We start from the raw sequence: 14,912 nt of genomic DNA on the forward strand, positions 1-14,912 counted from the left end.
TTGCACTGATTGCGGTTTATTTGCTCTAATTTATTCAGAAGGTAATACATGATCGATACAATTAAACGGGACTGGTTCTCAAACATTAAGGGCGATTCTCTCGCTGGCACGGTTGTGGCCCTGGCATTAATACCAGAAGCCATCGCATTTTCGATCATTGCTGGCGTTGACCCTAAAGTTGGCTTATACGCATCTTTTTGTATCGCCGTGATCATCTCATTTGTCGGTGGCCGCCCAGGCATGATCTCTGCGGCAACTGGTGCAATGGCGCTACTAATGGTGACCTTAGTAAAAGACCACGGTTTAGAATATCTCTTAGCCGCCAGTTTACTTACGGGTGTTATTCAGATTTTTGCTGGATATTTAAAGCTTGGGTCTTTGATGCGGTTTGTATCTCGCTCAGTGGTGACCGGATTTGTTAACGCCTTAGCCATATTAATCTTCATGGCACAACTTCCAGAGCTGACCAATGTGACTTGGCATGTATACGCTATGACGGCAGCAGGCTTAGGTATTATTTACCTATTTCCATTGCTTCCCATCATTGGTAAATCGCTACCTTCCCCATTAGTATGCATAGTATTACTTACTGCGTTTGCTATGTTTTACGGACTAGACATACGTACCGTTTCTGACATGGGCGAATTACCAGATACTTTGCCTATATTCCTATGGCCTGATGTGCCATTAAATCTTGAAACCTTAATGATCATCCTGCCTTACTCCATCGGGCTTGCTGTTGTTGGTCTACTAGAGTCAATGATGACAGCCACTATCGTTGACGAATTTACAGATACAACCAGCGACAAAAACCGCGAGTGTAAGGGCCAAGGTATTGCCAACATTGGCTCAAGCTTATTAGGCGGCATGGCAGGTTGTGCCATGATTGGTCAGTCAGTTATTAACGTTAAATCAGGTGGTCGCGGCCGCTTGTCTACATTCATCGCTGGTTTATTATTATTGATCATGGTGGTTTTCTTAGATGACCTTATTGGCCAAATCCCAATGGCGGCATTGGTTGCTGTAATGATCATGGTATCAATTGGTACTTTCTCTTGGGAGTCTGTGATTAACCTGAAAAAACACCCGCTATCGACTAACATTGTAATGTTGGCGACAGTTTCTATTGTGGTTGCCACACACAACTTAGCAATCGGTGTTTTTGTTGGTGTACTGTTAGCGTCATTGTTCTTTGCAAACAAGATCGGTCGCTTTATGGTGGTTAAAAATGAACAAGGCGACAAAGCAGGTCACCGTACTTATAAAGTGATTGGACAAGTGTTTTTTGCGTCGTCAGATCAATTTAATGCCGCTTTTGATTTTAAAGAAGCCGTTGAAAAGGTTACGATTGATTTAACTGAAGCACACTTTTGGGACATTACAGCAGTATCAGCATTAGATAAGGTTGTAATCAAATTCCGTCGCGAAGGTGCCGAGGTTGAGCTGGTAGGAATGAACGAAGCCAGCGCAACCGTTGTCGATAAATTTGGGGTTCACAACAATCCCGAAGAAGTCGAAAAGGTAATGGGTGGCCACTAGAACACCCTAGAATAATAACAAGGAGTGCAACATGAATAATGTAATAGCTTGTATTGATGGTTCTTCTCTATCTGAGTGCGTCACCACCGCATCTGTGTGGGCGGCCAAACAAATGGGCTCGCCATTAACCTTGATGCACTCCTTAGAAAAAGAAGCCGCTAGAACAGATGATGACCTCTCTGGTTCTATCGGCGTAGGCAGCCGTGAACACTTACTAGAAGAGCTCATTGCACTGGATGAAAAACGTGCCAAGTTGGCTCTTGAACATGGAAAACTTGTTCTAGAAAACGCTAAAGAGTTTGCTCATAAGGCTGGCGCCAAGCAAATTGAACTCTTGCAGCGCCACGGCGACCTAATCGAAAACCTTTCTGATCTAGAAGAAGAAACTAGACTGATTGTGATTGGTCGTAGCGGTAGCGGTCACACTCAAAGCTCCCATACGATTGGCTCTCATATTGAACGGGTAGCGCGCACATCCCATCGCCCTATATTAATCACGGTAGGACAATTTAAAGCCCCAAAAAACTTCATGATCGCTTACGATGGTCGCGAAGCGGCAGATAACGCTATTGCTCGTATTGCACAAAGCCCATTACTACTGGGCTTACCTTGTCATCTGGTGATGGCTGGTGAAGCCACCGCAGAAAAACGTGCCAAGCTTGAAGAGGCTCATCGTATTTTAGAAGAGGAAGGTTTTGAGGTAACAGCCTCCATCATACCTGGTAAAATTTACCCTGTTCTGACTCAATACCGTGAAGAAAATCAGATAGAACTTATGGCAATGGGCGCCTATGCCCATTCTAAAGTTCGTCAATTCTTCGTTGGTAGCAATACCAGTAAGATGATTATTGAGAGCGACATTCCACTCTTGATTCTGCGCTAGAGCATTCAACCTCTATCAAACAATGCTCATGAAGCAAGATACATCAAGGGCGACCTCTTCCCAGCTCGCCCTTTTTTATTACCACCAGCCCTTTCCACTTTAAACCAAACCTTAGATGAATTTTTTGTTAAATATTTAACAAACATAACATATGGTTTTGCATATATATGTTTTTCCATATACTATTTGATCAACATTCACTGATGCGTTTTATTTACCATGACACCCGATCATTTCTATAAGTCCCTAGCCGATGACACACGCTTGCGCTGTTTACTATTAATCACTCAATATCAAGAGTTATGCGTTTGCGAGCTAACCGAAGCACTAAATGAAACACAGCCCAAAATATCTCGCCATCTAGCCCAACTACGCAAAAACGGCATTTTGAGTGACCGCCGCCAAGGACAATGGGTGTTTTATCAATTACACCCAGAACTACCCATTTGGTCGAAGAGTGTCTTACAGACAACGTTAGACAACCAAGTGTTGTGGCTAAAAGACAACATAGATCAGTTAGAAACCATGGGCGGCCGCCCAAAACGCACAGGCAGTTGCTGTTAACGCATTTTTATTAACCAATAGGAATCCATAACCATGACAATAAAAGTAGGAATAAACGGCTTTGGCCGCATGGGTCGACTGTCATTTCGCGCAGCCTTTGACTGGGACGATGTGGAGTTTGTACAAATCAATGACCTAAAAGGTGATGCGACTACGCTCGCCCACTTAGTTAACTTCGACTCAGTTCATGGTCGCTGGCACAACGAAGCGACCAGCAAAGACAATGCAATCATCATCAACGGCAAAACAATTACCTGCACACAAAATAAAAACATTAACGAAACTGACTGGTCTCAGTGCGACGTGGTGATTGAAGCATCTGGTGTGATGAAAACCAAAGCCTTACTGCAAGCCTATTTGGATCAAGGCGTAAAGCGTGTTGTCGTTACCGCGCCAGTCAAAGAAGACGGCGTGCTCAACGTGGTAATGGGGGTTAATGATGACGACTACGATCCTAGCTTACACCAAATCGTAACTGCCGCTTCGTGCACGACAAACTGCCTTGCCCCTGTGGTGAAAGTGCTACAAGAAACCATTGGCATCAAGCACGGTTCCATGACCACCATTCATGACATAACCAACACGCAAACCATTATCGATGCGCCACACAAAGACTTACGTCGCGCTCGCTCTTGTGGTACAAGCTTGATCCCAACTACTACCGGTTCAGCCACTGCCATCACTCACATATTTCCAGAGCTAAAAGGCAAGTTAAACGGCCACGCCGTGCGTGTTCCTTTAACCAATGCTTCACTCACCGACTGCGTGTTTGAAATGAACCGCGCCACAGATGAAAAAGAAATCAATCAATTGCTAAAAGCAGCCAGTGAAAGCGGCCCGCTAAAAAGTATTCTGGGCTATGAAGAACGCCCTCTCGTGTCTATCGATTACAAAACCGACCCAAGATCAAGCATTATCGATGCTCCTAGCACCATGGTAATTAACGGCACCCAAGTAAAACTCTACGTTTGGTATGACAACGAATGGGGTTACGCCAATCGCACAGCAGAACTAATGCGTAAAGTCGGCACGCTAGACAAAGCCATCTAAACAAACAACAGAGCAAAGCGAAAACACACATGCTGTCACAACTTCCTAAAAGCGTTCGTCAGTACATTATTGTTACTGGTAATTATTGGAGTTTTACTCTCACCGACGGCGCACTGCGCATGTTGGTTGTATTGTACTTCCACCAGCTAGGTTATGGCGCATTAGACATCGCTTTGCTCTTCTTGTTTTACGAATTTTTTGGCGTCATTACCAATCTTTTTGGTGGCTGGCTTGGGGCAAAATGGGGACTTAATCGCACCATGAACATTGGCCTTGCCATGCAAGTCATCGCTTTGTCTATGCTGTTATTACCCGCCAGTTTTCTCACCATTCCTTGGGTCATGGCGGCACAGGCTTTGTCAGGTATTGCCAAAGACCTAAACAAAATGAGCGCAAAGAGCGCCATCAAAACGCTTGTCCCCAAAAACGCCAGCGGCACCTTGTACAAATGGGTTGCCCTACTAACTGGCTCGAAAAATGCCCTTAAAGGTGTGGGATTTTTCCTCGGTGGTTTTCTACTCAGCACTATTGGTTTTCATAATGCCATCTTAGCCATGGCGATTGCCCTTGCTATCGTTTGGCTTGCCAGTTTGTATCTACTTCGAGAAGATTTAGGCAAGTCGAAGAAGAAGCCGAAGTTCTCACAAATGTTTTCCAAGAGCACTGAAATCAACATTCTATCGGCGGCACGTCTCTTCTTGTTTGGCGCTCGGGACGTGTGGTTTGTGATTGCTATTCCGGTGTATTTATCCAGCCAGTTTGACTGGGATCACTGGCGCGTCGGCAGCTTCCTCGCCTTGTGGGTCATCGGCTACGGCATAGTCCAAAGCCTTGCACCACACATTACAGGAAAAACAAAACAGCAAATACCTACTGGCACACAAGCCAAATTCTGGGCAATACTGCTCACCACCATTCCTGCCGCCATCGCTATTGGCTTAGAAAGCGCAGATCAGGTGCTATGGATTCTGTTGAGCGGGCTCATAGTATTCGGCATAGTGTTTGCTATCAACTCTTCGCTACACAGCTACTTAATCGTTCATTATGCCAGCGAAGATGGTGTGTCTTTAGATGTGGGCTTTTACTACATGGCCAACGCCATGGGACGGCTCATTGGCACGATTTTGTCAGGCTGGATTTACCAAGACTTTGGCTTGACTGCCTGCCTTTGGGTGTCTTGTGGGTTTCTTATACTTACCAGTGTTATTTCATTCTGGTTGCCACAGAAAGCGACGAACTAACTATTTAAATCAACAAAAAAACGCCAAGCATGTTCGGCGCTACAACCGACACACTTGGCGTTTCTTTTATCAGGATCTAAAGCCGTTTACTTAGTGCTAATCGCTTTGATGTGTAATTTACCCACTTCCGCTTCAGTCACTTCCACCTTGGTTCCGGCTTCAATAAGTTCATCACTTACCAAAGACCATTCCACACCAGAATAGTGATATTTAGGCGACTGAGTTGGCGACACGGATTCTTTCAAAAAGAACTGATGATCGGTGAATTCGCTTTTGGCTTTTTTTGTACTCACCTTTGACTGCATACGCTTCAATGGCTTCCACAATACTAACGCGGCCAAGATAGTCATTACACCAGTACTAAACAAAGCACTCAGCAAACTATTCGGCAGTATTCCAACATAAACCAAAGCGCCTGTAGCCATCGCAGCCAAGCCAACGAAGAAGAGTACAAAAGTAGCAAAACCCAGCACAGTCACTTCGACGACTAATAGAATCAAACCAACAATAAACAAGCTCTGAGCCAGATTATTGGCAATGATATCCATATTTAGCTCCCTTTTGTCATTTGCTGAATAATGGTCATAGCTTGCGCTACCACTGCAGACGGCTCTGTCGCGCCATCAGGCAACAAGACAACAGAAGACTCTTTAGCAATAGCACGTTTCGCTTCAATTGCCTTACTTGCAAGATCAAGCTGAATGGCTTTTTGACCTTCTTCGGTCGCTGCCGCTTCACCGACTTGGCGAAGCGCTTCCGCTTGTGCTGATGCCACAGCAACAATGGCTTTTGCTTCACCTTCTGCACGCAACACTTGCTCTTCTTTATCCGCTTCTGCCGCTAGCACTACTGATGCTTTTTCGCCTTCAGCGCGGTTAATCGCTGCTTGGCGATCACCTTCGGATTCCAAAATTTGCGCACGCTTCACACGCTCCGCTTTCATTTGAGCTTCCATGGCCTCCATCACAGATTGTGGCGGCACAATGTCTTTTATCTCATAACGCAGTACCTGAATACCCCAAGGACCTGCCGCATCGTTAATTGATGCCACAATATTGGTATTCAGCACATCACGCTCTTCGAACGTTTTATCCAATTCCATCTTACCTAGCTCAGAACGCATGGTTGTTTGCGCTAACTGAGTTACAGCGAAGACGTAATCGTCCACACCGTACGTAGCTTTGTAAGGATCTAATACGCGGAAATACAACACGCCATCCACATGCAAAGAAATATTATCTTTGGTAATCGCACTTTGTTCTGGTACATCCACAGCCTGCTCTTTTAAAGAGCGATCCGCAGAAATACGATCAATAAAAGGCAGAATGAAGTTTAAACCCGCTTCTTTCGTCGATTGGTATTTACCAAAACGCTCAATAACGTATGCCTGATTCTGAGGCACAAACTTAATCGAACTCTTTAATAAAAAGATAACCAGTACGAGAACCAGCGTTTGTACGCTCAAGATATAGCTAAGTAACTCTTCCATAACAATGAATCCTTAATTTTCAAAACACACCCGACTTATATTTTCACCAAGATGTTATGAATCACCACGCACAAAAATACAAGCAGAACGACTATTTTATCGCTACCATAGTAAGCACTGTTAAGGTGCAAAAGTCACCAACAAAACCAGATTAATTGAAGAAGCAATGAGATCTTTACATGATGTCGAGCAATGACTCTTTTCATTACCAACACATTGAAGAACTACCCGGCGTGGTTATTAGTGAAGCAAAACTCACAGAGTTTCATTTTCAGCCACACTACCATTTGGATTACCATATAGGGCTTGTTACTCAAGGCTCTCAACAGCAGAAAGTTCAACATAAAACTCTGGACTTAGTTCCTAAGCAAGTTTGCCTGATGCCACCTGGCGAAGTTCACGATGGTTCAGGGCGAGACAATACAACACGCCACTTAAAAACCTTTCGCATTCCAGCAGAATTAATACAAGCTGCGCTGCTCGATAGCCAAGCTCGAGACACCAACCTACAGCTTGCCCCATCGATAATCGATCAGCCCGCACACAATCGTTCGTTTTTACAGCTGATTCAAGCATTCAATCCGAACCAATACGCCAGCCAGCTTCACAAAGACAGTTTATGGACCAATGCACTATCAAATTTACTGTTGGCAGCGGAGAAAAAGCCACTCACCCAAGAAACATTTGCTCTAACAAATCAGCAACTAAAACACGTTAGAGAATATTGTGAAGCCAATCTATCCAGCAAAATTTCCTTGAATAACCTAGCAGAATTATGCGGACTAACGCGCTTTCAATTTATTCGACGCTTCCAAAAACAAACCGGACTCCCGCCACACGCCTGGCTAATGCGCCTAAGATTAGAACGGGCTATCACGCAATTAACAAAACCGAATGCAGTGATCACCGACATCGCGGCCGATGTCGGTTTTTATGACCAAAGCCACTTTAATCGGGCCTTCAAGCAAGCCTTCGGCGTTGCACCATCAAGCTATCGCTCTTAATCAAAGCTCCTCGTAGCAGAACTATTGCGCTGCAAACGCCTTCGCGGATGCGATAAACGCCTCAACCCCTTCTTTTGGTGTTCTGAACGACGTCACCAATCGAATCACTCCTTCCTCCCAACGACCGCCGTAAAAACCAAAACCCTCAGCTTGCAAATGATCAATCATCGGCAATGGCAAGGTACAGAACAACATATTCGCCTGAGCTGGTGTATTAATTTTTACACCCGGAACGGTTTTCAAACCATCTTGCAACAAAGCCATCATGGCATTGGCATGAGTCGCATTCGTGCGCCATAAATCATCCGTTAGATAAGCAATCAACTGAGAAGACAGCAAACGCATTTTGGAATGCAAATGACCACCACGTTTGCGACGATAACCCAACTCTTTCGCTACCTTTTCGCTAGAAATCCCTTTGTCTTCCAAAGCTTGTTTGAACACAACAATGGCTTCTGCCGCCATCACACCATTTTTCGTTGCACCAAAAGACAAAATATCGATACCTGCTTTCCACGTCATTTCCGCGGGCGTACAACCCAAGGCGAGCAAAGCATTGGCAAAACGCGCCCCATCCATATGAACAGGCAAATTAACCGATTTCGCCACGCTCGTAATGGCGTGTATTTCTTCTAACGAATACACACTGCCCACTTCAGTGACTTGTGACAAACTGATCGCCGAAGGCTGGCATGAATGCACATCTCCGATTTTTTGATTGACCAATTTTTGCAACTGAACAGGGTCCATTTTCGCATCTTCGCCACCAATACCGACAAAACGCGCGCCACTGGTATAAAACTCCGGCGCGGTACACTCATCATTCAATAAGTGACTTTCTGTGTGACACAACACACTGCCCCAAGGTGGCGTAAAGGCGCTGACTCCTAACGAATTCGCAGCCGTACCAGTAGAAACCAAAAACACATCGACTTCACATTCAAACAGTTCCGACAACATACGCGTGACTTGCGCCGTGCCATCATCATTGCCATATGGCATAGCATCACCTTGCGCGACCTCCATCATGGCCTTAAAAACAGACTCTGACGCACCGGCAATATTGTCACTGGTAAACGCAACCTTCATTGAATACTCCTTAAATCAACTTATTTCATATCAATGAGTAACATCATGACAGCGTTTAAATACGAGCGCTTGGATTTTTGTGCAACGTAGAAAAAACAAAAACGGCACCCTCCTCAAAACTAAATGGAGAAAGTGCCGTGAGTTGCTTGAAGAATTAACAGAGAAGAAAAGCTATTTACTGAGTTTTAAGCACGACCGTGGCTTGCAGACGACTCTGCCCAAAGCGTGACATTTTTTCAAACTCATCTCGAGCAATCGGCACAAATTGACAATCCAGCGGGCTTGGTGGATCGTCAGGTAATTTTTTATCATCGTCCAAATCCGGATCATGCACCAGAATGCAATGTTCGTCGTAGCCCGACATCACTACCCAATGAGGGGATTTTTTTCCGTCCATACGAAAAGTACTGATTAAGATAATCGCCAAAGCGCCAGAGTCGAAAGCTTCGATCAATTGCTCTAACGGCATCGCTGTATAATGTAAGGGAACATCGGCTTCTTCGCATTGCTGAGCAAAGCTTTCATGCACGCGAGTTATAACGTTTTTCTTTAACTCGTTTCGCACACTGTCGACAAACAAGGGGCCTTCTTCACTTAACCAAACATCCGCTGACAAGCCACGTTTCTTCGCCGCCAAAGCCAATCCCATAGGATGACAACCGCCGTGACCAGACGTCATAAAAATCGTCGTCGCTTCACGCCAAATTTCTAACTCATCGTTCGGCGTTGCTTGATAATCTGGATGCATCGAAGACAACACCATTTGCAAGGACGCAGGGCCGCACGTAAATGGCGTGCCTTGCGCTAACCAAGGAATGGCTCGCGTGGTTTGCTCGTCACCGGCATGACGCAAACGTTTCTGCATACGAATGGCATCGGTTTGATCTTCATAATAGGCATCGTAATGACCAAACTCCTTGTAACCCATTTTTTGATACAAGGCGATGGCATTATGATTCACATCACTGACTTCCAAACGTAGCAACATCTTGCCTTTTTTAAGGGCCTTTTTTTCACAGGCTTGGATCAGTAATTTGCCAATACCAAGACCTCGCGCCTCAGACGAAACCGCAAGCGAATACAAACGCGCCAAGTGAGTACCTTGACGAAGGTGCAATAAGGCATAACCCAACAGCTCACCGCCTTCCTTCATTGCCACAAATAATGCCGAGCCAGAACTGGTAATAGCATTACGAAAGCTACGGCGACTCAAACGATCGCCGGTAAAGGCTTTGCCTTCCAAAACGAGCAAGGCTTTTAAATCGTCTACACTGGCTAAACGGATATCAATATTTGGGGAAGAACTGGTGATCATTACATCGCCTCAGAAGGGCAAAAGGTCGCTAGGATCGTCGAACTGAAAACAGTTTAACGATGGAAATTTTCGCGCATTCTAGGGCGAAACTTACCTAAAAGATAGTCTATTTTTTCATCAAAAAAACATTTTATTTTTTTATGCAAAAAACTTATTCACGATGTCACGAGCGAAGTTAAGGCGAGGCAAAAATAGACGAGAAAGCGGAGTTTATGTTTTATAAATGAGCATTTTCGAGTCTATTTTTAACAAAGTATTAGCAAGCGCAGTAGTCGCGAAAAGTTTTTTTTAGACTATTGTTAAATTTGTAAAACAAGCGCATTATCCGCACAAATTGAGGGTGCTTTTAACCCCCCTTTTTAAAGCAACTTTTACAAACTCATAGTGTTTTTTTAAGCAAAAGGAAAAGCATACCCAATGTCACAGACATACATTGTTGTTGATCAGGCCAAAGATTGGTCCGCGTTTTTACCGAGTGATCGAGTGATCACTTTTACTCAATACCTAAACTTGGCCGCGACAAAAAACCAAGGACGCACACGAATCATCAACCTATGTAAAAGCAGTAAATATCTGTCTGACGGATATTACTGTTCACTGTTGGCAGAAAGTCGTGGTCATCACGTTATGCCTTCCGTTCGCGTGCTTAACGACCTAAGTAAAAAAGACCTTTATGAGCTAGAAATATCTCAATGGTTACCATTGCTTGCGAAAAAACTCACCAAACCAGAAGCCCCGATGGAAATGAAATTCCATTGTGTTTTCGGCAAAACCATTCATCCAGAGATGAAGGAATTCGCACGCAAACTATTCGAAAGCTTTCCAAGCCCTGTATTGGAAGTTACCTTGAAGTTCCGTAAAGAATGGCAAGTCACCGCCCTTTTCTCTACATCACAAAGTAAGTTAAACGACGCGGAAGAAACCTTATTCGCCGAATCATTAGAAGCTTTCAGTAACAAGGTATGGAGCAAAGGCCGTATTCAACGCGCGGCGAAATTCGACATGGCGATTTTGGTCAACCCAGAAGAAACCATGCCGCCAAGTGATGACCAAGCGATTAAAAAATTCATCCAAGCGGGTAAACAACTTGGCATTCACGTAGACACCATTGGCCCAAAAGACATCATGCGTCTGCCGGAATACGATGGTTTGTTCATTCGTGAAACTACCAACATCGATCACCACACCTACCGCTTCGCGAAAAAAGCCGAAGGCTTAGGCTTGGTTGTGATGGACGACCCACAATCTATCATGCGCTGTACCAACAAAGTTTACTTGGCAGATTTGTTTAACACACACAAAGTACCTTGCCCAAAAACACGCATCGTACACAAAGGTGAAAGCAACGTTGAAGATGCACTGGAAGCCGTTATCAGCTACCCAATGGTAGTAAAAATTCCAGACGGGGCGTTTTCTAAAGGCGTTATAAAAGCAGAAAACCGTGAAGCTTTGACCGAAAGCTTGAACACCTTGTTTAAAAAATCGTCTTTGCTATTGGTTCAAGAATACCTATACACAGAATTTGACTGGCGTATCGGCGTCCTCAATAACAAACCGATCTTTGCTTGCCGTTACTACATGGTGAAAAACCACTGGCAGATTTACCAACACACAGGCAGTAAAAGCCAAAGCGGTGGCTTTGATACCTTACCAACCTTCGAAGTGCCACGACGCGTGCTACAAGCCGCAATCGCTGCCACTAAACCGATTGGTGAAGGCTTATACGGCGTAGACGTAAAAGAAATCAACGGCCGTGGTTACGTTATCGAAGTTAACGACAACCCAAGTATCGACCGTGGCGTAGAAGACAAATACCTAGGCGATGAACTCTACATGCACATCATGTCCGAGTTCTTGCGTCGTATGCAGGTAAAACGAGGCGATATTCACGCTTGATAAGCAAGCACTCTAGAAACAAAAAAGGCGACTGATGAGTCGCCTTTTTTGTTTAGTCCCTTCCCTTTTTGTCTTCAAGGGGAAGGCGGAGGATGGGGTTGTTTTTTTGACTAGATAATCACTTTAAAAGCACAAACATCGCAAAGACAGCCACTGAAATAACAAACATACAAAGCACTCTTAACAACAAACGCCTAAACAAGCTTTGTACATATTTCAAGAAAAGCTTGTCCACCAAAAGGAAACCTAAAGCACTCACTATCCCAGATGGCACACCAAAATAGACAGCAATAACTGGCCAACCTGTATACCAGTAAGCGATCGTCATTCCTAAAACAATGGCAACAGCTAACCATACAAAGTGTTGAGCACTGATAGACAAGGTGATTTTCAAGAATATTACCTTTTTAGAAATACGCTACCCATCATTGAGGAGCTGAGCAATGTTACACTTATTTAATGGTATGGACCCGCTTTTGTAGACATCAATGAAATAACTAAAAAATAAAATATCAGCAATAAGTACGATGCTTTTATAAAGCGAATATCGCTGAAATAGTATTTAATACCTAGATCGAATGTTAGGAGCAAGACCTTGGTAAACATAGAACAAATAAAAGGAATGATAAGCTACGAGTTTTTCAGTATTGCAGGTCATTCCATGACGGTCGGTGGGGTGCTACTTATCCCCGCAATGGCCTTGATTGGTTTTTGGGCAACGAAGTATTTAGTTCGTTTTCTAACAACAAAGTTAACCAAACGCAATGCTGATCCGAACATCATTCACCTTGTTCGTCGCCTTTTATATGCCATTGCGATCAGTATCATTGCGATCACTGTATTAGACATTATTAATGTGCCGATTACGGCCTTTGCTTTTTTGTCTGGTGCAATTGCCATTGGTTTTGGTTTCGGTGCGCAAAACATCATTAATAACTTCATCAGTGGTTGGATTTTGATGTGGGAAAAGCCAATACGTATTGGTGACTTTTTAGAAGTAGAAAATGCCAAGGGTGTCGTAGAAGAGATCAACACTCGCTCGACGCGATTCCGTCGCACTGATGGTGTTCATATGCTGATTCCCAACAGTAAGCTACTAGAGAATACAATTGTGAACTGGACCTTGGTCGACAAACTAATGCGTACATCAGTCAAGATAGGCGTTGCCTACGGCTCTCCTGCAAAACAAGTAGCCAAATTGATTCTTCAAGCCGTTGAGGAACAAGATAGCGTGTTAAGCAACCCTCCACCGCAAGTTATCTTTGAAGACTTTGGCGATAACGCACTTATTTTTGAAGTGAATTTTTGGATACAATCCAACGTGGAAGGCGGTTTGCGTATGGCGAAAAGTAATGTTCGTTTCCGCTTAGACGAATTACTCGCCGCCAACAAGATTGTCATCGCCTACCCTCAACGAGACGTTCATATCGATGGCAGCTTAAAGCTCCTAAAAAGCGAAGCTTAATATCAGTATAAACGATATAAAAAACGACCCATGTCGTTTTTTATATCTCAAATCCGCGGATCTACCGCTCTATTTATACAGCATTTCCTTACGCATCGGAGCTAGCTCTTTCAGTACTCGATTTTGCTGAGGGTAAGTTAATCCTGCTTTTTCCATGGCATTTACCAACAAATCGACGGTTAAGTTAAAGTCAGTTTCATTGATGTTTTGACCTTGGTGAACTCTTAACATGGTGTCGCCTGTGTAGGTACATGGACCACCTGTATTAACACAAAGGTGCTCGATGAACTTCTCACGGAATCGAGTGATGTTAGTTTTTTCAAAGTAGCGATAAATAGTTTCGTTAAAACTAATTTCATTAATGAAGTTTTCTGTAATCGCTTCAATGGTTGGCGCACCTCCAATCTCATCATACAAGCTTTGTGGGGCTTTGCTTGGTGCTGCACAAGCGACCAAAAACACACTCAACGCCAGAAACGATGCTTTTACTAGGTTTACCATAAGTACCCCGTCATGGATAAATAAATGCCTTTTTGATCTTTTTTCGTCGCTACTGTACCTAGATCAACATAGGCTGCGGTGAAGTTTACGCTTTTGTTTGGCATGTAGCTTACGAAGATATCTTTCCAGCCATCTTCTTCTACACTGGATAAATTACTCGGCTTCTGACGATATTCCATGCCTACAACCCAGTTAGGCGATAACAACAAACCAACACTGCCTTCCATCATTACTTGGTAATCGTTGTTGTCTGGTCCTCCGTAGCCTAACAAGCCCATTTCATTAGCTTTGGTGGCGCGAGCGGTTACGTTCCAAACTAGGTTGTAACCCGCAACCGCACCTAAATGCACCTTGGTAGCAGCAACATAAAAATCCGTTCCGCTGTCATCTTTTGCACCTAGATACGACGCTACAAAATCGCTGTCTAATTTCTTATGCTGTAAACCAACGCTGACTTGAGGGTAGGCGGAATACAATGCATCGCCATATAAACGAACTTTTACACCAACAACATCTTGTTTGATCTGTTCAGAGCTTAGGCTTAATCCGGTAATCAAAGAAGCAGGCAACACAAATGTCTGCTGAGCAAGGCTCAATTCGACTCTGTCGTAAAAACTGGTTGCCACACCAATGGAACTCAAGCGATAGTCACTGACGTTTACATCGGTCATAAAAAACGAAGCCGCTGTTTCATCTTGACTGTCGTAGCCTGCGAGTGTTGCCCACGGAGTAAGGCCTCCACCACCACTGCCTTCCAATTGCGAAAGACCTGCTGTCGCCAATATTTTTCCATTGGCAGCTATACTCGGCGATGCGCACACAATGAAGCACCCTGCTGCTGCCATTTTTATTACTTTACTACTCATAAATGCCTGC

Annotated in this window: 15 protein-coding genes; 8 read left to right on the forward strand and 7 right to left on the reverse strand. The window is 44.1% G+C overall.

Translation table 11 applies throughout. The annotated features are described in order from the left end of the window. Window positions 1-48 precede the first annotated feature (48 nt). The 5 genes from JSY38_RS02225 (at window position 49) to arsJ (ending at window position 5,277) form a co-directional block, all read left to right on the forward strand. Window positions 49-1,539: a SulP family inorganic anion transporter gene (locus JSY38_RS02225; protein ID WP_205115041.1), complete on the forward strand. Its 1,491-nt coding sequence runs from the start codon at window positions 49-51 to the stop codon at window positions 1,537-1,539. 31 nt (window positions 1,540-1,570) lie between these two features. Beyond that, complete coding sequence (locus tag JSY38_RS02230; protein WP_114410807.1) at window positions 1,571-2,422, forward strand: universal stress protein; 852 nt, start codon at window positions 1,571-1,573, stop codon at window positions 2,420-2,422. Between the two features lie 219 nt (window positions 2,423-2,641). Then, on the forward strand, window positions 2,642-2,986 hold the full coding sequence (locus JSY38_RS02235) for a metalloregulator ArsR/SmtB family transcription factor (protein ID WP_205115042.1): 345 nt from the start codon (window positions 2,642-2,644) through the stop codon (window positions 2,984-2,986). Window positions 2,987-3,019: 33 nt separating this feature from the next. Then, window positions 3,020-4,036, forward strand: coding sequence for an ArsJ-associated glyceraldehyde-3-phosphate dehydrogenase (locus JSY38_RS02240; protein ID WP_205115044.1), 1,017 nt, complete (start codon window positions 3,020-3,022; stop codon window positions 4,034-4,036). Window positions 4,037-4,065: 29 nt separating this feature from the next. Then, a complete protein-coding gene (gene arsJ, locus JSY38_RS02245; protein WP_205115046.1) occupies window positions 4,066-5,277 on the forward strand; it encodes an organoarsenical effux MFS transporter ArsJ in 1,212 nt (403 codons plus the stop codon). 86 nt (window positions 5,278-5,363) lie between these two features. Here the strand turns inward: arsJ and JSY38_RS02250 are convergent, their stop codons facing one another. Together JSY38_RS02250 and JSY38_RS02255 are read right to left on the reverse strand one after the other, a co-directional pair. After that, window positions 5,364-5,825 carry an NfeD family protein gene (locus JSY38_RS02250; RefSeq protein WP_205115048.1) on the reverse strand — a complete coding sequence of 154 codons (462 nt, stop codon included), beginning with the start codon at window positions 5,823-5,825 and terminating at the stop codon, window positions 5,364-5,366. Window positions 5,826-5,827: 2 nt separating this feature from the next. Continuing rightward, a complete protein-coding gene (locus JSY38_RS02255) occupies window positions 5,828-6,766 on the reverse strand; it encodes an SPFH domain-containing protein (protein WP_205115050.1) in 939 nt (312 codons plus the stop codon). A 179-nt stretch (window positions 6,767-6,945) separates the two neighbouring features. Between JSY38_RS02255 and JSY38_RS02260 the strand changes: the two genes are divergently transcribed. After that, the gene (locus tag JSY38_RS02260) at window positions 6,946-7,770 is read left to right on the forward strand and encodes an AraC family transcriptional regulator (RefSeq protein WP_205115052.1); all 825 of its coding nucleotides are present in this window, start codon (window positions 6,946-6,948) and stop codon (window positions 7,768-7,770) included. A gap of 21 nt (window positions 7,771-7,791) precedes the next feature. On the opposite strand, the gene JSY38_RS02265 is transcribed toward JSY38_RS02260, so the two are convergent. Together JSY38_RS02265 and JSY38_RS02270 are read right to left on the reverse strand one after the other, a co-directional pair. After that, window positions 7,792-8,859 carry a threonine aldolase family protein gene (locus JSY38_RS02265; RefSeq protein ID WP_205115054.1) on the reverse strand — a complete coding sequence of 356 codons (1,068 nt, stop codon included), beginning with the start codon at window positions 8,857-8,859 and terminating at the stop codon, window positions 7,792-7,794. Between the two features lie 175 nt (window positions 8,860-9,034). Continuing rightward, on the reverse strand, window positions 9,035-10,174 hold the full coding sequence (locus JSY38_RS02270) for a GNAT family N-acetyltransferase/peptidase C39 family protein (RefSeq protein WP_205115056.1): 1,140 nt from the start codon (window positions 10,172-10,174) through the stop codon (window positions 9,035-9,037). A gap of 417 nt (window positions 10,175-10,591) precedes the next feature. Between JSY38_RS02270 and JSY38_RS02275 the strand changes: the two genes are divergently transcribed. Then, window positions 10,592-12,070 carry a RimK family protein gene (locus JSY38_RS02275; RefSeq protein WP_205115058.1) on the forward strand — a complete coding sequence of 493 codons (1,479 nt, stop codon included), beginning with the start codon at window positions 10,592-10,594 and terminating at the stop codon, window positions 12,068-12,070. A gap of 118 nt (window positions 12,071-12,188) precedes the next feature. On the opposite strand, the gene JSY38_RS02280 is transcribed toward JSY38_RS02275, so the two are convergent. Further along, the gene (locus JSY38_RS02280; protein ID WP_205115060.1) at window positions 12,189-12,464 is read right to left on the reverse strand and encodes a hypothetical protein; all 276 of its coding nucleotides are present in this window, start codon (window positions 12,462-12,464) and stop codon (window positions 12,189-12,191) included. A 201-nt stretch (window positions 12,465-12,665) separates the two neighbouring features. On the opposite strand from JSY38_RS02280, the gene JSY38_RS02285 reads away from it, so the two are divergent. Further along, complete coding sequence (locus JSY38_RS02285) at window positions 12,666-13,535, forward strand: mechanosensitive ion channel family protein (RefSeq protein ID WP_205115062.1); 870 nt, start codon at window positions 12,666-12,668, stop codon at window positions 13,533-13,535. Window positions 13,536-13,604: 69 nt separating this feature from the next. Here the strand turns inward: JSY38_RS02285 and JSY38_RS02290 are convergent, their stop codons facing one another. Both JSY38_RS02290 and JSY38_RS02295 read right to left on the reverse strand, forming a co-directional pair. Next, on the reverse strand, window positions 13,605-14,036 hold the full coding sequence (locus tag JSY38_RS02290) for a group I truncated hemoglobin (RefSeq protein WP_114410817.1): 432 nt from the start codon (window positions 14,034-14,036) through the stop codon (window positions 13,605-13,607). Continuing rightward, window positions 14,030-14,902: a DUF3034 family protein gene (locus JSY38_RS02295; protein WP_205115064.1), complete on the reverse strand. Its 873-nt coding sequence runs from the start codon at window positions 14,900-14,902 to the stop codon at window positions 14,030-14,032. The genes JSY38_RS02290 and JSY38_RS02295 overlap by 7 nt, the downstream gene beginning before the upstream one ends. Window positions 14,903-14,912: the final 10 nt, after the last annotated feature.

Source organism: Marinomonas foliarum (assembly GCF_016906065.1).
Lineage (GTDB): Bacteria > Pseudomonadota > Gammaproteobacteria > Pseudomonadales > Marinomonadaceae > Marinomonas > Marinomonas foliarum.

Coding starts and splice junctions, on each gene's coding strand:
- JSY38_RS02225 (WP_205115041.1), top strand. CDS start 49: ATGATCGATACAATTAAACGGGACTGGTTCTCAAACATTAAGGGCGAT.
- JSY38_RS02230 (WP_114410807.1), top strand. CDS start 1,571: ATGAATAATGTAATAGCTTGTATTGATGGTTCTTCTCTATCTGAGTGC.
- JSY38_RS02235 (WP_205115042.1), top strand. CDS start 2,642: ATGACACCCGATCATTTCTATAAGTCCCTAGCCGATGACACACGCTTG.
- JSY38_RS02240 (WP_205115044.1), top strand. CDS start 3,020: ATGACAATAAAAGTAGGAATAAACGGCTTTGGCCGCATGGGTCGACTG.
- arsJ (WP_205115046.1), top strand. CDS start 4,066: ATGCTGTCACAACTTCCTAAAAGCGTTCGTCAGTACATTATTGTTACT.
- JSY38_RS02250 (WP_205115048.1), bottom strand. CDS start 5,825: ATGGATATCATTGCCAATAATCTGGCTCAGAGCTTGTTTATTGTTGGT.
- JSY38_RS02255 (WP_205115050.1), bottom strand. CDS start 6,766: ATGGAAGAGTTACTTAGCTATATCTTGAGCGTACAAACGCTGGTTCTC.
- JSY38_RS02260 (WP_205115052.1), top strand. CDS start 6,946: ATGATGTCGAGCAATGACTCTTTTCATTACCAACACATTGAAGAACTA.
- JSY38_RS02265 (WP_205115054.1), bottom strand. CDS start 8,859: ATGAAGGTTGCGTTTACCAGTGACAATATTGCCGGTGCGTCAGAGTCT.
- JSY38_RS02270 (WP_205115056.1), bottom strand. CDS start 10,174: ATGATCACCAGTTCTTCCCCAAATATTGATATCCGTTTAGCCAGTGTA.
- JSY38_RS02275 (WP_205115058.1), top strand. CDS start 10,592: ATGTCACAGACATACATTGTTGTTGATCAGGCCAAAGATTGGTCCGCG.
- JSY38_RS02290 (WP_114410817.1), bottom strand. CDS start 14,036: ATGGTAAACCTAGTAAAAGCATCGTTTCTGGCGTTGAGTGTGTTTTTG.
- JSY38_RS02295 (WP_205115064.1), bottom strand. CDS start 14,902: ATGAGTAGTAAAGTAATAAAAATGGCAGCAGCAGGGTGCTTCATTGTG.